Genomic DNA, 20222 nt, shown 5'->3' on the forward strand with positions numbered 1-20222 from the left:
TTCATGTAAATGCTGTTCTTAATTTGTATTCATCGAGACTTTTTGTCTTACAGGCTGCTTGGAGTCTTCCTCCGTTGCTTGTTTGGTACGTTTGATGAAGAAGGAAAGTAGCAATCCGACAACGGCAATGCCGATAATGACAACATAAGCATCATTAATTCCCTGGATCATGGATTCCATTCCCAACTGCTGCTGGGTTAAGCCTTTGGCTGCCCCCGTTGCCACCATATCCTGTACATGTGCCGTTGTGCGACTGGTCATTACACTTACAAGCAATGAAGTACCCACAGCGCCAGCTACCTGTCTGACGGTGTTGGATATTGCTGTACCGTGTGGCCCAAGTCTTGGAGGCAGTTGATTCAAACCTGCCGTTTGGATTGGCATCATCAGCAGGGCCATACCAATACGACGACCTGTTGACATTAATACAAGGTAGGTATAGCTGGTAGAATCGGTTAGATCAATGAAACCAATAGTGGTTACGATCGTGATAACCATCCCGATAATCGCCAGCCATTTTGCGCCAAACCGGTCAAACAATCTACCTGTTATTGGCATCAGGAAGCCCATGACAAGCGCCCCTGGAAGCAATAATAATCCGGACTCCAATGCCGTGTAACCCCGTGCATTTTGGAGGTACAAAGGAAGCAACATCATATCAGCATACATGATCATCGTGATCGCGATATTAATGATCGTGGTCAGAGAGAACATATTATACTTGAAAGCCCGCAGATCGAGCAGGGGATTTGCAGACGCGAGCTGTCTCCATGTGAACAGTCCAAGAGCAACAACTCCTGCTGCAAGGCATATGATGACTTCTGCGCTTGACCATCCCAGACTTCCCGCCCGGCTGAAGCCATACAGCAATGCGCCGAATCCAATCGTGGACAGCAGTACGCTGAGCGTATCGAATTTGAGTTTGACCCGTTCAGATACATTTTTGAGATATACAAACGCAAAACCAATAACAATAACGGTTAGTGGAATCATCCCGTAAAACATCGTTTGCCATGTGTAGTGCTCAAGAATATAACCAGCAAGGGTTGGCCCAATGGCCGGAGCGAAAATGATGGCAAAACCGACCATACCCATCGCGGCGCCCCTTTTCTCAGGAGAGAACAAGGTAAGAATGACATGCATCAACAATGGCATGATAATACCAGCACCGGCTGCTTGCACCATACGTCCTGTTAACAATGTACCGAAATTACTCGCAAGGGCAGATATAATCGTACCGATGAGGAAAATAAACATCGAAGCTTGAAATAATTGCCGTGTCGAAAAGCGTTGCATGAAATAGGCTGTGATGGGAATGAGGACTCCATTCACCAGCATATAGCCTGTCGTAAACCATTGGGCTGTTGCTGCTGAGATATTAAAATCACCCATCAGCTCCGGCGTTGCCACACTCATAACGGTTTGGTTCAATGTGGCAAGAAATGCACCCAAAATCATAACAAACAGTATGGGGCCCTTTTTTACATCATCTCTTTCTTTTAATCTAGCCTGACTCAATCCATTCCATCCTTTCAATCCACACGTGACTAAATTTACAACGTGTTGTATAGTTTACATTGTATCTATTGAATTATATACATATTCCCGCAGATTACAATTTACGATTTTGGGTATTTTCGTTGCTTATTTTACGAAATAATAAAATATGTCGTCTAATTCGGAAATAAACGACTGATCATTTAAAATTGTAATTTTCAAAATTTGAGGAGTGATTTTGCATGAAAAACGATAAGAAGTCTGCTACAGATCCTCGTATACTTCGTACAAGACAGTTGATTCGTGATGCTTTTGTAGATCTGTTGCAGGAAATGGACATCGAGAAATTGTCCGTCAATCGAATTGCAGAACGAGCGACGATCAATCGGGTGACCTTTTATCTGCATTATCGGGATATCACAGACATGATGGAGAAAATGGCGGATGAGATGATTGAGAACATTGAACGCATTGTGGAGGAACATGCTCCTCAATTTGAGGATGCTGCCAAAGACGATGGTTGGCCAGTGCTAGTGAAATTGCTTGAACACTTTGCTGACCATTCCAAATTCTATCGCGTCGTTCTCGCTTCCAGACGAACGCCTATTTTTACGGAGAGGCTGTTGAAATTGCTATCGAAACTCGTTTCGGCCAAGATCGAAAGCTTGGAGCTGGGGAACTCTCTTGCACAAGCGGGTATTCATAAGGAGATCGCCATCTGGTACAGTTCCTCAGCCCTGATTGGTACCATTGTATCCTGGCTTCGCAATGACATGCCTTATGCACCGCATTTTCTAGCTAAACAGTTCTCATTAATTCGTGCGTATTCTTACAATGATTTGATTTAACAAAAAAACATCCAGCTATAGTCAGGCTCAACTATACGCGGATGTCTTTTCAACAGATTATAAAAGGGCTATTCTACTGTCGGAGTTCGTAATATCATATACAGCCCGATGAGTGCTGCCAGAGCACCAAAAATGATTCCGGACAGTCCATTGTAAAAGGTAGGATCTCCTTTGTAGGAAAATGACATGATTGCAGTTTGTGTTAAAGAAAGTGAGATCAATGATGAGGAGAAGTTCGTCAGTTTGATGGCTTCGATGACCGGTTCATTATTTCGTCTCGCCATAATGGCGCCCCCAAGAGAAACGGCGATTTCAGTAAAAGTAACGGCAGCTATAATGAAGGCGACATAGTGAGGGTAATGCGTCCTACTGCCTGTAAAGAACAATAACTTGCTGCAATAGATGATGTAGACCACACTTGAAGCGAGTACAATATTGCCTATAAATCGGTATGCAGCGTATTGTTTCTTTAGAATATCCTCCGGGCTGGAATCAGTAAGATTCGAGTCCTCATGTGCTTTTGCTGCGTAATATTTGGCAACAGCGATGCCGATATTATAAAAGGCGTTAATGCATAAAAAGAAGGAGAGCGAGAAGATTCCCAAAAATATTTTTCCAACTGCGATAAGGGCATTGAGTGGAATAGATAATTTTGCAAAGTAGATAATGCGATTATTTTTAACTTTAAAGACAGATTCCCCTCTATTCACTGGACGTATCCAATTCACTGTATCCCTCCCGAACGAAACCCCGATGTGCAAAGAATGAGTCTAGTGTTCAAGCATACCATAGTAAACCATATGGTCCACGTATTAAGTTTAGACATGTTCATCCCTGACTGTATGTAATCCTGTATAAATGATGCTTTCATTTGCTTCTCATGTGGTTAAAAATGGATAAAAGATAGAAGCTCACATTAGAGGAGTTTGCGATGAAGACTCGAGGTGGTCTTCTTTTTGCGTTATTTCTCTGTTTTCGTTAGGAACGGAAAACTGCTGAGCGAGAAGCTGCTGCTCCTGAATGAGCAGATCGACTTTATGGTGAAGATGGTCCAATTGTTTGTTGTAATGCTTGTAGGTATAGAATCCAATTACAGCCTTAATCGCAAAGAAAATGAAAGCTGCCGCAATAATCAATATATAGTTAGAAGCAATATGCCTAATCCAGCTGTTGATTTCACTTATCACGTTTAACCTTCCTTTCGAAAGAAATGCAATAAATGCAAGAAATGCAGATTACTTCTATTCATTGCCTTTACTATAGAAAAGATTACGTGGAAAATGTTCTCAAATGCTTTCTTTCGCAAGCATGATTTACTCATGGCAACATTGTGTTTATTCCTCTTATTCAGTAGAATTATTTTTAATTAATATTTTCCAAAGGAGAGCAAATACGTGCTGGAACTCAGCTTTAACGACCCGGAAAAACTGGTAACTGTAACACATGCCCTGTCAACTCGTTCCCGGATTGACATTCTCCAGCTTTTAAATGCCAACAAATTAAACATTATCGAAATTGCAGAAGCACTTAACCTGCCGGTGTCAACGGTAGCCAACCATATTAAAGTGCTGGAGGCAGCGAATTTAATACATACGGAAATGCTCCCGGCCTCTCGCGGGGCCATGAAGGTTTGCAGCCGCAATTATGATGATATTCATATTGCCCTGGATCGGGTAAGATCCTTTCCCGCACGGGAGACGAATGTTTATGAAGTACAGATGCCGATAGGGCATTACAGCGACTGTGAAGTTGAGCCAACATGTGGCATGGCGAGTACGGAGGAAATGATTCTCAAGGAAGACGATCCGGCGAGCTTCTATCATCCCAAGCATATTGACGCTCAGATCATCTGGCTGGCAAAAGGTTATCTGGAATATTTGCTTCCTATGGATATTCCGCAAGGTGCAACGATTGAAGCTTTGGAATTATCCATGGAAATCTGCTCTGAAGTAGCGACCTATAACAATGATTGGCCCTCGGATATTTCCGTTTGGGTGAATGGCACTGAGATTGGGATGTGGACTAGTCCCGGAGATTTGGGCTACCGCCGTGGTAAACTGAATCCGGCTTGGTGGTCTGATGGTTCCACACAATATGGCATTCTCAAAAAATGGCGTGTGGACAGCAACAAGACCATGCTGGATCAGGAGAAAATCTCGGATGTGTCCCTGTCAGATCTTGATCTGGAGGATAAACCCAAGTTAAGATTACGCATTGGAATCCATCCGGATGCCAGACATCAGGGAGGCATGAATCTGTTTGGGCATGAGTTCGGAGATCATGAACAGAACATTATTATGCAGGTAAGGTATACGATGAATGCGGGTGATAAGCATCCGAGATATGCCAAATAACGGTACTTCATTTATCGTGAGTATCGAGCGGTTTAAACCAAACTTGTTTCATCTGGAGCAGGGTGAAGGTATATCCAAGTCCCGTTCACATGCTTATGATGAAATAACACTGTTGTCTGCAAACAAATCCTGCCAGATAATAGAAAATAGCGCGACAGGAAGGGAGAGGAAAAAGATGAAAACCAGTACATTTCGTAACCCGGTGGCACTGCAATCCGCAGACCCATGGGTCTACAGGCATGTCGATGGTTATTATTATTTTATGCGGACACGTTCTAATTACCTGGAGCTTATACAATCCACCCGACTATCTCAGATTGACGAAGGGATGCGAAAAATCATTTGGTCACCGGAGCCTGGCGGGCGTTACAGCCATCATTTATGGGCGCCGGAAATCCATTTTTTGAATGGGAAATGGTACATCTACTATACCGCCAATGATGGGGGAGGGGACGATTCACGGCGGATTTGCGTGCTGGAGAATGAAAGCTCAAATCCCATGGATGGCGAGTGGATATGGAAGGGGGCTCTGGACACTCCTGTCCCTGGTCTGGATGGTACCGTGCTGAAGCTGGGTGGTCAACTCTATTTTCTGTACGCAGGCTACGGTCATTTTCCGGACTATGGGTCAGCGATCTATATAATGCGGATGTTTAATCCTTACACTCTGACAGGTGACCATGTGCTGTTAACAGCTCCGACCTTTTCGTGGGAAAAGCAAGGCGGGATGGCGATTAATGAAGGCCCGGTTACGCTGCTTCGCAATGGACGAGTTTTTCTGATTTTCTCGGCCAGCACAACCTGGTCGGATGATTATGCACTTGGCATGTTGACCATGAATGAAGAAGATGATCCGATGCTGACCTCATCATGGATCAAGTCACCACAGCCCGTTTTTCGGAAGAGTGCGGAGAATGGTGTATATGCGACAGGGCACAACAGCTTTACTACATCACCGGATGGTCTGGAGGACTGGATCGTATTTCATGCTCTTCCGGCACCGGGTGCTGATACCGGCTTACGGGCAACACGCATACAAAAAATTGAATGGAACAGGGATGGAACACCTGATTTTGGTGTGCCTTTCAGCGATGATCATGCGCTCCCAATTCCATCGGGAGAGTAAGACATAAGACTCAAGAATAGGGGATGGGTATGCCTATAGTTACAAATATTTTGTAATTAAAAACGAAATAGATAAATGTTATGATAAAAACGAATGTTTTCAATAGACCAAGAAAGTAATAATTTTTTTTGGCTTTGAACTGGATTTTACCGCATTGTAACAGCGTTTTAATGGTTTGATCCAGTTGATAAATAACTTTATCATGTTGTTTGAAGGAGATGTAAGTAATAATAACAGATATATTTTATTACAAGAAAATAAATTGAAAACGTTGACATCTAATTATTGTGTAATTATAATTTGATTCAAATCCAGAAAATCATATATCGGTTCAATCAAAGGTTAATAGGAGTGATTTACGTATGAATAAAGACAAGATGACATTGACACCACGCCCGGAATACCCTCGCCCTCAGTGGGTACGTAACGATTGGATCAATCTGAACGGAACTTGGCAGTTCGAAATGGATCATGGCAAAAGTGGAAAAGAACGAGGTTATGAACAGTCCGAACATCACCTCTCTGGAACAATCACTGTTCCATTCTGTCCAGAGAGTAAACTGTCCGGGGTGGCCTATACCGATTTTATGGCAGCAGTATGGTATAAACGTGAGTTCTCCATCCCGGATGCCTGGATGAATGGACGCATTTTGCTCCATTTTGGCGCTGTGGATTACGAAGCCGAGATCTGGGTCAATGGAAAAGCCGTTGGTAAACATCGGGGAGGCTATTCGTCATTCCATTTCGATATCACACCGTATGTTGCGTCGGGGACGAATGTAGTCACAGTTTATGCAGAAGACGATGTGCGTTCAGGACTTCAGCCGCGAGGCAAGCAGAGCGAACGATTCCACTCGCATGGCTGCGATTACACGCGGACGACCGGCATCTGGCAAACGGTGTGGCTGGAGCAGGTGCCAGAGGTGTATCTCTCCGACATGAAAGTCGCCGCTGACCCGGATAATGCATGTGTGCACCTGGAAGTGAAAATATGCGGTAACGCTGCTGGAGGGAAACTGGCTGCAACTGCCCGCTTTGACGGCAAGGATGTTGGATCGGCAACAGCGGTTGTTCATGGACCTGTTGTGAAGCTTACTGTCCCATTATCCGAAATCCATTTATGGGAGCCGGGCAATGCCAGATTGTATGATTTGGAGTTAAATCTGCATGGGCAGGATCAGACCATTGATACAGTAGGCTCGTATTTCGGACTGCGGACGGTAAGGCTGGATGGCATGGCATTTCGCATCAATGAGAAGTCCGTTTTTCAGCGGCTTGTGCTGGATCAGGGCTTTTACCCGGATGGCATCTACACGGCACCCAGCGACGAGGATCTGCGCAAGGACATCGAGATCTCCATGGGGCTTGGCTTTAATGGAGCGAGATTGCACGAAAAGATGTTCGAACCACGTTTCTTGTATTGGGCTGACCAGCTTGGTTACCTGGTATGGGGAGAACATGCCAACTGGGGACAGGATATTACAACGACCGAAAGCCTTGCCCGGTTCCTGCCGGAATGGATTGAAGGTATGGAACGTGACTTCAATCATCCATCGCTTATCGGCTGGTGTCCGTTCAACGAAACGTGGGATCGCGATGGAACGCGGCAGGATAACGATGTGCTCCGCATTGTCTATGAGATGACTAAACGTATGGACCCGACACGTCCTGTCATTGATACCAGCGGTAATTTTCATGTGGTGACGGATATCTTCGATTTGCATGACTATGATCAGAACCCGGAAACGTTCCGGGCCAGATATGAACCGATGAAAAGCGGCGGGGAAGTGTTCAATACGTTTCCGGAGCGGCAGACGTATGAGGGCCAGCCTTATTTTATTAGCGAGTATGGCGGTATCTGGTGGAATCCCGATCAGCAAGATGAGAAAGCTTGGGGCTACGGGGACAGACCGCAATCCGAAGAAGCTTTCATTGCACGTTATGAGGGCTTAACCAACGTCCTGCTGGACCATCCGAACATGTTCGGATTTTGTTATACCCAGCTATACGATGTGGAACAGGAAGTGAATGGACTGTACACTTATGACCGTCGTCCTAAATTCGACCCGGAAACGATTCGTCGCATTAATTCCCGCAAGGCTGCCATTGAAGATTGAACGTTGTAGGTTAGTTGCGTGCATGATCCATCATCCGTTAAGGAGCGTGACTGTAGATGAAACTAATCAATTACAGGAACAAATGGTTGCTGGCCTTATGTGCATTTCTTATTTTCCCAATGGGACAGACGACGCATGCAGCCACCGTGCAAAATAACTTCTACAATGTCGTGATGCAAGATGGAGCAGATCCATGGGTCTATAAGCACACAGACGGGTTCTATTATTTCACCAAAACAACAGGTGGCAACGTTACCATCTGGAAGTCAGCTCAATTAACGACCATTGATGCCGCTCCAACCACAGTGGTGAATACCGGCTGCTGCGGCATCTGGGCCCCTGAGCTTCATTACATCAACGGTGCATGGTACATCTATTATGCCAAGGATGATGGAGACAACGTCAATCACCGCATGTATGTTATGGAAAATACGTCAGCTGATCCTACACAGGGAATCTGGCAATACAAAGGACAGATTACGGACTCCACCAACAAGTGGGCCATCGACGGGACGGTATTACAGGTGAATGGACAGCTCTACTTCATCTGGTCGGGTTGGGAAGCAGATGCGAATGTAAGGCAGAATCTGTACATTGCCCATATGACCAATCCCTGGACGATCGATTCAAATCGCGTGGAAATTGCACGACCAACCTACGCCTGGGAAACCAATCATTCCCCGAATGTAAATGAGGGACCGCAGGTAATCGTTCGAAACGGAGTTATCAGTCTAGTCTACTCAGCAAGTGGTAGTTGGACCAACGACTATTGTCTGGGGCTTATTACCGCCAACGCCTCAAGCAATTTGCTGAATCCGGCATCCTGGAACAAGCGCAGTCAGCCTATCTTCCAATCGGGCAACGGCTTGTATGGTCCAGGTCATCATTCTTTTACGAAATCGCCTGATGGGACTGAGGACTGGATCATATATCATACAGCGAAATCCAATAATTCCGGATGGAATCGTGAGATTCGCCTACAGAAGTTCGCCTGGAATGCTGACAAGACCCCGAACTTGGGTACACCGGTGAATCCCAACGCACCTATTGCTTTACCTTCGGGAGAAAAGTCAATCGTTCGATATGAAGGAGAAGAGGGAACCTTTGGGGGGATTGCTTATGCGTCCCAGAGTCCTTCTGGTTCAGGCGGCATGAAAGCTGGTCATATCGATACGGCGGACAGCTATGTAGAATTTAACGTCAATGCAGCAGCTGCAGGGCAATATATTCTTCTGGCAAGGACGGCGAATGGCACAGCAGGTGGAAAATGGTCCAATCTGCTGCTGAGTGTGAATGAAGGTACAGCCAGCCCATTCTACATTACGAACAAGGGATGGGAGAATTGGGGGCTGTCTACAGCGAGAGTTCAGCTAAAGGCTGGTGTGAACAAAATTCGTTTCTCCAAAGGTGAAGGATATGGAGAATTGGACTTCTTTGATATCAAACCTGCAAATTAGAGAATCATAAATCCGATCTGAACCCTGCTGAGGTCCATTTGGACCTTGGCGGGGTTTTGCGTTTTGAAATTGAAAACTTTCTGATTCCATTCATATTCAGTTCATAAAAGTACGATATTCTTCCCCTATAAACGATATGGGAGGAACCACAATTGAACAATACACAGCAAAGAGCAACAGGTAATGAACTTGGAGATTGGGCCATTGAAGCAGAGGGGCTTGTAAAAATCTTTGGAGATAAACGTGCAGTCGATGGTGTGAATTTGAACGTGAAGGCAGGTACGATCTACGGCGTACTGGGCCCGAATGGAGCAGGGAAAACAACAACCATTCGGATGCTCGGCACGCTGCTTCGGTCCGATGGAGGATCAGCCAAAATATTTGGGCATGATGTGGTGAAGGAGTCACATATCGTACGTCAATTGATTGGACTTACAGGACAATATGCATCGGTTGACGAGTCACTTAGTGCCAACGAAAATTTGATGATATTTTCACGGCTCCTGGGTCTTGGCCGAGCAGAATCGAAACGTAAGACCGCTGAGCTGCTCGAAGAATTCGGCTTGACGGAGGCGGCGAAACGTCCGATCAAAGGGTTCTCGGGAGGTATGCGCCGCCGTCTGGATCTGGCAGCAAGTCTTATTGCTCAGCCGCCGCTGATCTTTCTGGACGAACCGACGACTGGACTTGACCCACGGACACGTGCACAGATGTGGAATACGATTCGCCAATTGGTCAAGACTGGTTCAACGGTGCTTCTGACCACACAATATCTTGATGAAGCGGATCAACTGGCAGACCGCGTTGCCGTAATTGATCAGGGTCATGTTGTGGCCGAAGGCACGGTAGATGATTTGAAAGCCTCCGTTGGCACTGCCTCACTTCAACTGCGCATCCAGGAACCGACACGGATTGAACACGCCCGTCAGATTGTGGAGCAGATCCTTCGGACAGATTCCAGCGTATCAGCGGAAGCAGGGAAGATTACTGCGCCGATGGCAAATGCGAATATTGCAGCAGATCTGCTGATTGCCTTCCGTTCGGCAGGCATTGATCTGGCTGAGATGAGTGTCCAGAAACCTACACTTGATGAAGTATTTCTTACCATTACGGGCCAAGATGCGAGTGGCAAAACGTCTCATACGTCTCAAGAATCAAAAGCAGTGGAGGAGTTGCAAGTATGAATAGTACAACAGCGAAACAAAACCCAAGCCGTAAGCTGAGAAAATACACAAGCTTTGGAAAAACCTTCCGGAATTCCTTAACGATGGCTTATCGCGGGATCTTGAAGGTTAGACGAACACCAGAGCAATTATTCGATGTGACGTTACAGCCGATCATTTTCACATTGATGTTTACGTACATTTTTGGCGGTGCAATTTCGGGAAATATTCAAGCTTATTTGTTGGTCATTATTCCGGGTATACTTGTGCAGACGGTAATTACAAGCTCAGTCGTTACGGGTGTGCAATTGCGTGAGGATATGGATAAAGGGGTATTCGACCGATTCAAATCATTACCTATAGCACGTATTGCACCACTGGCCGGAGCATTGCTGGCTGACACAATTCGTTATACCATTGCAACGTTCCTTACCTTTACAATTGGATATTTATTAGGATATAGCCCTGCAGGTGGATTGGGTCATGTCGCCATGGCAGGATTGCTGGTTATTGTGTGCGCTTGGGCCATCAGTTGGATTTTTGCTTTTCTCGGTGTTATTGCACGTACAGCGTCCAGTGTACAAGGGATTTCCATGCTCGTATTGTTTCCGCTCACCTTTGCTTCGAACGCCTTCGTTCCGGTAGATACGATGCCGAATTGGCTTCAGTGGGTAGTTAATGTCAATCCGATATCCCATTTGGTCTCGGCTGTACGGGAATTGGCGAATCAAGGGACAATGGGCTCAGATCTGGTGACCAGCCTTGCCGGAGCTGCGGTTATTGTAGCCATTTTTGCACCATTGACAGTACGGGCATATATGCGCAGAACGTAATTGGAAATCATCAAATTTTGCTAAAAAGTCTAGTATGTCAGGAAAGAGACGTTATGCCTTCATGGTATAAGGTCTTCTTCTTGACAGAATGTGGAGTATAAGGCAAGGTTGAAAAAATGGAGGTGGTCACATTGACAAGCATATTGGTCGTTGATGACGACCCGCATATCCGAGAGCTGGTAGGACATTTCTTGCAGCAGGAAGGTTTGCACGTACTCGAGGCTGTTGACGGGTTGGATGCATTGCGATTACTCGCTGACCATAAGGTTGACCTGGTCGTTCTTGATATTATGATGCCAGGCATGGACGGGTGGGAATTGTGCCGCCAGTTGCGGCAGCAGACGGATCTACCGCTATTGATGTTGACGGCCAAAGGAGAAACCTCGCAGATCATCAAAGGTTTTACCCTTGGGACGGATGATTATCTGGTGAAGCCTTTTGATCCGCTGGTGCTGGTTGCCCGAGTGAAGGCTTTATTGAAACGCTATCGGATTATGACTTCACAAGTGATCCTGCTTGGTGAACTGGTCCTGCGTGGTGATACGTTTGAGTGCAAGAAAGGTGATCAGGATATTGTGTTGCCACGCAAGGAATTTGAACTGTTATTCACCCTTGCGAGTTATCCTGGCAAGACCTTTACCCGTGATCAATTAATCGAAAAGATCTGGGGTTATGATTACGAAGGGGACGAGAGAACGATTGATGTGCATATCAAGCGACTTCGTGAACGGTTTCCGGAGGAAGAGCATGCTTTCGTCATTCGTACCATGCGAGGTTTGGGCTATCGCCTGGAGGTACGACAATGAAGCAGGAGGCTGGATTTCTTCATATTGCCAGAAACGTCGTTCTGGTATCTCTGGCTCTGTTTGCTTGCTGGACAGCAGCTTTCTACCTTACGAGATATGTGTATTCCTTTATCCCATGGGTACCACATGAATTGCTTGCTTTTCTGATCAATGCCATGCTTGGGTTCATTTTCTTTGGAATATGCATTACCATTATCGGTCCGCTGGTTAAAGGCAGGCAGTATGAATTTTTTAATGAGATGATTCAGGCTTTGAAAAGCATTTCCCGGGGGGATTTTCGTGTGAATCTGGATCCTGAATTTGCTAATAGAAACGGGAGACAGAGAAATCCCCACCCGTATGTGCAGTTAGTTGAAAGCATCAATGACATGGCGGCAAATCTCAAAGTGATGGAAGATCTGCGTCAGGAATTCATCTCGAATGTATCACATGAGATCGGATCACCGCTCACGTCAATCAGTGGCTTCGCCAGAGCGCTGAAAAATAAAGATATGGACCAGGAGAAACGGGAAAAGTATCTGACGATCATTGAGACGGAATGTGTTCGTTTGTCCAGACTCAGTGATAATTTAATGAAGCTCGCCGTTCTGGATTCATCCGAGCATGCATCTCACAAATCATCTTACCGCTTGGATCGGCAGCTGGTGACTCTGGTTCTGGCCTGTGAACCCCAATGGGATGACAAAAAAATTGATATGAACGTAGAGCTGGAGGAAGTTGAAATATTTGCTGATGAGGACTTGATGATTCAGTTGTGGATCAACCTGATTCATAATGCAATCAAGTTCACGCCAGAAGGCGGTAAAATTGATGTTTTCCTTACGCAAGGTGAAGGCAAGGTCAGTGTGCGTATTACTGACAGCGGACCCGGCATTACCAAGCAGGATCAGCTTCGCATATTCGAACGGTTTTACAAAGCGGATCAATCCCGTACACGTGCCTTGGGCGGCAGTGGGCTGGGACTTTCCATCGTGCATAAAATTGTGGAGATGCATGAGGGCACTGTCTCTGTGTTCAGTGAACCGGGGGAAGGTGCGACATTTACTGTACAACTACCGGTCCATTCATAATCATAAAAAGGGTAATCGATGGACGTGTCCGTCAATTCCCCTTTTTATTTCAATTCATTCTGCTGATATTGTACAAAATAAGGTATATAAGTGATAAGCTGCAGGGTAGCCATTACATAAGTCCGTAAGGAGTGAGTATTCTGCTGATATCTTCCACTCACCAACAGCGTTTGATTGACGTGATGAATTCATTCCCGATACAACCTAAATACTCCAAAGCACAGCTGCTGATTAATGATCTGAAATTAAGCTCTTCGGGAGCGGTAGAGATGTTCTACTCCCCGCATAATGAATATATCAATCCTGCCGCAAAAGTCATGCTTGTTGGCATCACACCAGGTTGGAAGCAGATGGAAATTGCTTATAGAACGGCGATCCAGGCTTTGAAAGCACACAACTCATATGAGCAAGCCTGTAAAGAAGCCAAAATAGCGGCAAGAATGGCGGGCTCCATGCGCAGCAATTTGATTCAAATGCTCCAGGAAATAGGCTTGCATGAATATGTAAGAGTGCCCCATGTGCAAAGGTTATTTGAAGCTGATTGTACGTTGTTACATACAACTTCTCTGATTCGGTATCCAGTCCTGGTAAATAAGCAAAATTACAATGGACATCAGCCTTCCATTCCTCAAAATGCCTTTTTGTATCAAGCCGTACTTGAGTCATTTCTACCTGAATTGGAACAGTTAAATCATCCTCTTATTATTCCATTAGGAAAGTCGGTGGAGGCTGTACTACATCAATTGCTAGATGAACATAGGTTAGTTGAAGGGAAAATTTTATGGGGATTCCCTCATCCATCTGGTGCCAACGGCTCTCGTGTGAAACAGTTTCTTCATAACAAGGCAGGGATGCAGAAAACTTTGAGGGGATGGCGTGATTAGATTACTTGCTTTTTGCTTTTTATAAAAATCAATAATAGTATAATGGTTACGACTACATGACATGGAAACAGGAAAAGAGGAAACACATGCCTACAATACTGGTTGCTGACGATGATCCGAATATTCGTGAACTCGTCTGTTTATTTTTGAGAAATGACGGATTTGAAACGGCTGAAGCCGCGGATGGCAAAGAGGCACTGACTGTATACGGCTCAACCCATGTTGATCTTGTTGTGCTTGATATCATGATGCCTGTCATGGATGGCTGGACGTTATGCAAAGAGCTGCGAAGAGCCAATCCTGATCTTCCGTTGCTCATGCTGACTGCGAGAGGCGAGACCTGGGAGAAGGTGAAGGGCTTCGAACTGGGAACCGATGATTATTTAACGAAACCGTTTGATCCGTTGGAGCTCACGGCTCGTGTCCGAGCATTACTGAAACGATACAAAATCGGCTCCACGCAGACGATCCATTTCGGCAACGTCATTCTGGATCGACAAACCTACAAGGTGACGAGAGGAACAGAGTCACTTACGCTGCCGCTGAAGGAGTTCGAATTGCTCTATAAGCTTGCTGGAACACCAGGACAAGTCTATACACGTGAGCAATTGATCGATCAAATCTGGGGCATTGATTACGCTGGTGATGATCGAACAATAGACGTACATATTAAACGCCTGCGTGAACGGTTCGCGACGACATCCGATTTTCGGATCGAAACGGTCCGAGGTCTGGGATACCGGCTTGAGGTTTACGAATGATTAGATCGTTATATATTCGTGTGGTCCTGACATTTCTGGTCTCCGTTATCGCCGGCACGGTCATTTCTTTTTTTATGTCCACGATGATATTCGAAGATCAATTGAATGAAAATGCTCAAATTAACATACGTAACTTCGGCCAGGATGTCGTGCAGATTTACAAGACCCTTCCATTAAGTGAAGCTGAATCGTTTGTCAGTGAAATGAAGCTACTGAATTCGTATCATATTCGAATTTACGATGCAACCGGTCAGTTCCAGTCTTATGGAAAGCTTAACGGACATAAATCGGCCCCGGTGACGAAGGAGCAACTAAAGAAAGTGTTAGATGGGGGCGTGGTCCAGGACAATCCGAACGGTATTGCCACAGTTCTTTTAGGTTTGCCGGTGAAAACGGAAAAGGGAGCGAAAGCCATGTTTTTTGAGACGCTCGCTCCACCTTCCTCCTTGTTTGTCGTCCAATGGGCTTCGATCTTTGCAACCTGTTCATTGATTGTAGGAAGTATTATCATTCTGATTGCTTCCATATTTTTGGTTAGACCGATCAAAAAACTGACAAAAGCAACGAAGCGGATCGCTGCTGGAGATTTCAACGTCAAGCTGAATATCAAGCAAACTGGAGAACTGGGCACACTGGCGCGCAGTTTCGAAGAAATGATGCATGATTTGCAGCAGTTGGAGCAGATGCGCAGGGAATTCGTAACGAATGTGTCGCACGAGGTTCAATCTCCGCTGACTTCAATCTCCGGTTATGCTCAAGCACTGAAACAAGTAAATCTCTCAGAGCTAGAACGAAGCCGATATCTTGAGATTATCATCGCCGAGGCGAAGCGGATGTCCAAAATGAGTGATAATCTGCTCAAGCTGAGTTTGCTTGAATCACAGTCACAGCAACCGCGACTTAGCACACTCAGCCTGGATGAACAGATCAGACGGGTCATTGTTACTCTACAGCCGCAATGGTCTGCTCGCAACATTCACTTTGAGCTGGATCTCCAAGCCGTTAAAGTCTTGGCTGATCACGACCAGTTGAACCAGGTATGGACGAATATTCTTAGCAACGGTATCAAATTTTCCAAGGATGGGGGCGTAATTCACGTCAGCACCAAGCAGGATATCAAGAACGTGATTATTCGAATCTCCGACACAGGTATCGGTATCCCTCTTGAAGACCAGAAGCGCATATTCGAACGATTTTTCAAGTCGGATCGATCTCACAGTCGCAAGTATGACGGCAGTGGTATGGGACTTGCCATTGTTAAACAGATTGTATCGCTTCATCAAGGGGACATCCGAGTAGAAAGTGAACCTGGTCAGGGAACGACCTTTATTGTTACGTTGCCCATCACTCCACCAACGGAATAGTTAGGCTTACTTACAGGATAATGTGGAAGTGTAGAATATTCATCTCATTGTTTAAACCATATTTTCAGGCCACGTTTCACATGCAAGCTGCCGCGCATGTGAAACGTGGTTTTTTTGGTTTGTTCATATTCAGTTCATATTGACGTCATGATGAGGACATCTGAGTTGGTTAGGCTTGGATTAACGTCTTGTTACGGCCAGTAAACAGATGAGGACAGGAGCAGATGAGTGTGACACAAGAAACAGAGAAGCAACCGTGGGGTGGAACCAGAACGAGAAAAGTGTTGAACATTTTGCTTAAAGTATTAGGTGCAATCGTTATAGTCATCCTACTTTTCGTGGCCACCGTGTATAGCGTTAACAAAATCAGCAGTCATTCGGAGCAAAAAAGAATGGAAACGTATGGACAGCGCGTGTCTGTAGATGGAAAACAGATGAATGTCAGCATTCAAGGAAAAGGAGAAGAAACGATCGTCCTTTTACCAGGGTTTGGAACAGCGTCACCCGCACTTGATTTTAAGCCGCTTATCTCAGAGCTATCCCCATATTATAAAGTCGTTGTTATTGAGCCTTTTGGTTACGGATTAAGTGATCAGACCGAAAAGGAACGCAGTACGGCAAATATCGTAAGTGAAATTCATGACGCGTTACAGAGTCTCCATATTGATCGCTATATCCTGATGGGTCATTCCATATCGGGGATCTATAGTCTGGATTATGTGAACAAATATTCAAACGAAGTAAGTGCATTCGTGGGATTGGATAGCAGTGTTCCAGCGATAAGTGAACAGAAGATTGATTCGTCAGATACACAACCGATTAAATGGTTCCGTAACTTAGGATTTGCGCGAGTACAATTGAAACTGAGTGCTGACCCTTATGATGGACTACCATATGATGAGCAGACCAAAGAACAATTGAACATTCTGATCCGAAAAAATATGTATAATACCACTCAATTAAATGAGGCAGAGAGCATGTATTCTAACTTTAAAGCAGCTGAACAGCTAACGTTCCCTGTAAATCTCCCTGTTCTTTTCTTTATTCAAAAGAATCATCCGGCAGCGGAGAATTGGATTCCCGAGCATGAGAAGCTAATAGAGAACACTGTGCATAGTGAAGTGGTGCTGCTGGAAGCGAATCATTATCTGTATCGTTCCCATGCCAAAGAAATTGCGGAAAAATTCAGGGGATTTATGACGTCCCGGTAAATATTAATTTATTTGCTTGTTCATATTCAGTTCATATTGACGTCACGGGGAGTACATTTTCACGGGTTAAGATTTAATTAGCAGCAGAGAAGAGAACCCAACAAACAGTTCAAGACAGGAGAAGATGAGAGTGACACAACCAGAGGAAAAGAAAGCGAAGAATGGATCGAGGGCCAGGAAAGTACGAAATATTATACTTAAAGTACTAGGAGCAATCTTAATTGCCATTATTTTATTTCTAGGTATTGTTTATATCACAAATGTGATTAGTAGTAATTCAGAGGCGAAAAAGATAGAGCCCTATGGTCAGCACGTATCTGTAGACGGGAAAAATATGAATGTGTTGATCCAAGGTGAAGGCAAGGAAACGATTGTGCTTCTGCCTGGTTTTGGAACAGCAACACCAGCGCTTGATTTCAAGCTGCTTATTGATGAATTATCTCCATATTACAAAGTTGTTGCAGTTGAGCCTTTCGGTTACGGATTAAGTGATGGAACAGAAAAAGAAAGAACCACAGAAAATATCGTAAGTGAAGTTCATGAAGCTCTGCAGCAACTTGATATTCATCAGTACATGCTCATGGGTCACTCTATTGCAGGTATTTACGGCATTGATTATGTGAACAAATATCCGGATGAGGTAACTGCCTTCGTCGGTATTGACAGTAGTGTTTCCACCCAACCAAGTATTACAGATGCGAAGTTCCCATTAAAAACGTTTGCTCTTCTTAGAAATACAGGTCTCTTAAGATTAATGATGAAAGTGAGTGCAGACCCCTATGAGGGACTGGCATTTGATGATCAGACCGTTGAGCAAATGAGAATGATCTCGAATAAAAATATGTATAATCCCACGTCATTAAACGAGATGGATCATATTTATTCCAATTTTAAAGGTGCTCAAGGTTTAACCTTCCCTAAAGACCTTCCACTTCTTCTATTTGTACAAGCGAATAATGAAGGTGTAGAAGGATGGATACCGCTGCATGAAGGGCAGATCAAAGATTCGGTACATGGGAAAGTAATCACAATGGATGGTTCACATTATTTACACCATACTCAATTCAAAAAAATTGCTGAAGATGTTAGAGCTTTTATGAACGAAGCGAAATAAATATGGTGTAAACGTACACTCTTTGACTTACCAGGTGTGTATGAACGAATATGAAAACCGTCCTGCGGGGCGGTTTTTCCATAGTAAATCCAATTCGGATGATGTCCGTGATGAAAGAGAGAGGAATTCAACATGAGATTATTTGAAATACTTTTAGTTCTATCCTGTTTCGCGTTACTCATAGACCTACTATTTATTAAAAGAAGTTCTAAGAAAACAGGCTTGGGTTTGGGTATAGGAAGCAGCGTTATATTATTAGTTCAATTGTTTGTTGAGGGATACAGATGGCAGCTGCTTTTGGTATATATCATGACGGCTCTATTCATAATCATAGTTTTACTCAGGCATTCCGAAAAAATGGTGAATCTAAAAATAGGGAAGTTCTTGAAATATAGTTTATCTTCCTTAATCGTCATTCTACTTGTGATATCTACTGCTTTGTCTGTATACCTACCTGTATTTAATTTGCCGAAGCCGGATGGTCCAGAGAAAGTGGGTACTCAAACCTTTCATTTTACGGACCAGAACAGAGACGAAGTCTTAACTGAAGATCAGAGCGACAAGAGGGAACTAATGGTTCAAGTCTGGTATCCTACGGAGAACATGAATAACAACAAGCGTGACACGCTGTTTCCAAATGATAAAGAAATGTTCAAAACGTATATTAAGAGCTTCTCTGCTTCTTTAAAACTGCCCGAATTTTTGCTCGACTACTTGAAGTATAGTCAAACCAACTCTTATGAAAATGTAGAAATATTACCTTCCACAAGTCCTTATCCCGTGGTACTGCTATCTCATGGTATGGGAACCAGTAGAGTTCTACAAGCATCACAGGCGGAGAATCTGGCCAGTCATGGGTTTATCGTAGCGACAATCGATCATACGTACAGCACCTTTGCGACCCTTTTTCCGGATGGCCGTGTAACGGGCTATACAACAAAGATGACAACCATAGATGACCGCAGAGAAATTGGGGATATATGGACAAAAGACGTGGAATTTGTAATCAATCAAATCGAAAAGCTGAATTCAGGTGCAATTGAAAGTCAATTCAAAGGGAAAATGGATTTAAATAACATCGGTGCGATGGGGCATTCTTTTGGGGGTGCAACGGCGTTTAATGCAACGTATTTGGATCCTCGAATCAAGGCCGGGGTTAATATGGACGGGTCACTGAATGAAGTAGAAAATAGAGATGATATAAACAAGCCGTTTATGTTCATCAGATCGGGAAGTTTTAAAGACTGGTTAGTCAATTTTGAAAATGATAGAAATTCGGATGACGAAGTAAATAAATTTCTTTCAGATGAGCTGCACATTATGAAAAATGTTATTGAACATGGGGGAAATGTGATTTATATAGAAGGAACCCAGCACTTCAATTTCACGGATCTTCAATTCTATTCGGAGCTGGTTAAACTGTCCGGGATCACAGGAGACATCAATGGTAAAAGAGGAGCAAACATCGTAAATCAATATGTACTTGATTTCTTTAATAAGCAATTGAAAGGAACGGGTGGCACTCTGATTCTGGGACCGAGCGACTTGTATCCAGAGGTGAAATTTATAGATCCCAAAGAACTTTAATCAACCTAAACATTTAAATCAGGAGATGAT

Annotated in this window: 18 protein-coding genes; 15 read left to right on the forward strand and 3 right to left on the reverse strand. The window is 44.4% G+C overall.

The genetic code is table 11. The features are described 5' to 3' along the window. Positions 1 to 18: 18 nt before the first annotated feature. On the reverse strand, positions 19 to 1458 hold the full coding sequence (locus BMY78_RS09915; protein ID WP_090902273.1) for a DHA2 family efflux MFS transporter permease subunit: 1440 nt from the start codon (positions 1456 to 1458) through the stop codon (positions 19 to 21). A 281-nt stretch (positions 1459 to 1739) separates the two neighbouring features. Here BMY78_RS09915 and BMY78_RS09920 point away from each other — a divergent pair, with 281 nt between their 5' ends. Then, on the forward strand, positions 1740 to 2345 hold the full coding sequence (locus BMY78_RS09920; RefSeq protein ID WP_090897441.1) for a TetR/AcrR family transcriptional regulator: 606 nt from the start codon (positions 1740 to 1742) through the stop codon (positions 2343 to 2345). A gap of 68 nt (positions 2346 to 2413) precedes the next feature. Here BMY78_RS09920 and BMY78_RS09925 read toward each other — a convergent pair whose 3' ends face one another. Next, positions 2414 to 3073 carry a hypothetical protein gene (locus tag BMY78_RS09925; RefSeq protein WP_090897443.1) on the reverse strand — a complete coding sequence of 220 codons (660 nt, stop codon included), beginning with the start codon at positions 3071 to 3073 and terminating at the stop codon, positions 2414 to 2416. Between the two features lie 183 nt (positions 3074 to 3256). After that, entirely contained in the window at positions 3257 to 3532 is a 276-nt protein-coding gene (locus BMY78_RS09930) for a hypothetical protein (RefSeq protein WP_090897446.1), read from the reverse strand. 207 nt (positions 3533 to 3739) lie between these two features. Here BMY78_RS09930 and BMY78_RS09935 point away from each other — a divergent pair, with 207 nt between their 5' ends. The 14 genes from BMY78_RS09935 (at position 3740) to BMY78_RS10000 (ending at position 20192) form a co-directional block, all read left to right on the forward strand. Further along, a complete protein-coding gene (locus BMY78_RS09935; RefSeq protein ID WP_090897450.1) occupies positions 3740 to 4699 on the forward strand; it encodes an ArsR/SmtB family transcription factor in 960 nt (319 codons plus the stop codon). 175 nt (positions 4700 to 4874) lie between these two features. Further along, the gene (locus tag BMY78_RS09940; protein WP_090897453.1) at positions 4875 to 5825 is read left to right on the forward strand and encodes a glycoside hydrolase family 43 protein; all 951 of its coding nucleotides are present in this window, start codon (positions 4875 to 4877) and stop codon (positions 5823 to 5825) included. Positions 5826 to 6187: 362 nt separating this feature from the next. Beyond that, positions 6188 to 7942, forward strand: coding sequence for a glycoside hydrolase family 2 protein (locus tag BMY78_RS09945; RefSeq protein ID WP_305729127.1), 1755 nt, complete (start codon positions 6188 to 6190; stop codon positions 7940 to 7942). A gap of 56 nt (positions 7943 to 7998) precedes the next feature. Then, positions 7999 to 9399, forward strand: coding sequence for a family 43 glycosylhydrolase (locus tag BMY78_RS09950; RefSeq protein WP_090897456.1), 1401 nt, complete (start codon positions 7999 to 8001; stop codon positions 9397 to 9399). Positions 9400 to 9551: 152 nt separating this feature from the next. After that, entirely contained in the window at positions 9552 to 10583 is a 1032-nt protein-coding gene (locus tag BMY78_RS09955; protein WP_090897459.1) for an ATP-binding cassette domain-containing protein, read from the forward strand. Then, complete coding sequence (locus BMY78_RS09960; RefSeq protein ID WP_090897463.1) at positions 10580 to 11395, forward strand: ABC transporter permease; 816 nt, start codon at positions 10580 to 10582, stop codon at positions 11393 to 11395. Before BMY78_RS09955 ends, BMY78_RS09960 begins: the two co-directional genes overlap by 4 nt. Before the next feature lie 131 nt (positions 11396 to 11526). Next, positions 11527 to 12201 (forward strand): response regulator transcription factor, encoded by a 675-nt coding sequence (locus BMY78_RS09965; protein WP_090897466.1) that lies wholly within the window; start codon positions 11527 to 11529, stop codon positions 12199 to 12201. Beyond that, positions 12198 to 13271, forward strand: a complete 1074-nt coding sequence (locus BMY78_RS09970; protein WP_090897471.1) for a sensor histidine kinase — start codon at positions 12198 to 12200, stop codon at positions 13269 to 13271. Before BMY78_RS09965 ends, BMY78_RS09970 begins: the two co-directional genes overlap by 4 nt. A gap of 131 nt (positions 13272 to 13402) precedes the next feature. Next, a complete protein-coding gene (locus BMY78_RS09975; RefSeq protein ID WP_256222038.1) occupies positions 13403 to 14155 on the forward strand; it encodes a hypothetical protein in 753 nt (250 codons plus the stop codon). A gap of 86 nt (positions 14156 to 14241) precedes the next feature. Beyond that, a complete protein-coding gene (locus tag BMY78_RS09980) occupies positions 14242 to 14916 on the forward strand; it encodes a response regulator transcription factor (RefSeq protein WP_090897475.1) in 675 nt (224 codons plus the stop codon). Next, on the forward strand, positions 14913 to 16280 hold the full coding sequence (locus BMY78_RS09985; RefSeq protein ID WP_090897479.1) for a sensor histidine kinase: 1368 nt from the start codon (positions 14913 to 14915) through the stop codon (positions 16278 to 16280). Before BMY78_RS09980 ends, BMY78_RS09985 begins: the two co-directional genes overlap by 4 nt. Before the next feature lie 224 nt (positions 16281 to 16504). Next, entirely contained in the window at positions 16505 to 17491 is a 987-nt protein-coding gene (locus tag BMY78_RS09990; protein ID WP_090897482.1) for an alpha/beta hydrolase, read from the forward strand. Between the two features lie 130 nt (positions 17492 to 17621). Next, complete coding sequence (locus BMY78_RS09995) at positions 17622 to 18605, forward strand: alpha/beta hydrolase (RefSeq protein WP_090897486.1); 984 nt, start codon at positions 17622 to 17624, stop codon at positions 18603 to 18605. 132 nt (positions 18606 to 18737) lie between these two features. Continuing rightward, complete coding sequence (locus BMY78_RS10000) at positions 18738 to 20192, forward strand: alpha/beta hydrolase family protein (RefSeq protein WP_090897489.1); 1455 nt, start codon at positions 18738 to 18740, stop codon at positions 20190 to 20192. Positions 20193 to 20222 lie beyond the last annotated feature (30 nt).

The sequence above is a fragment of the Paenibacillus sp. OK076 genome (assembly GCF_900110055.1).
GTDB lineage: Bacteria > Bacillota > Bacilli > Paenibacillales > Paenibacillaceae > Paenibacillus.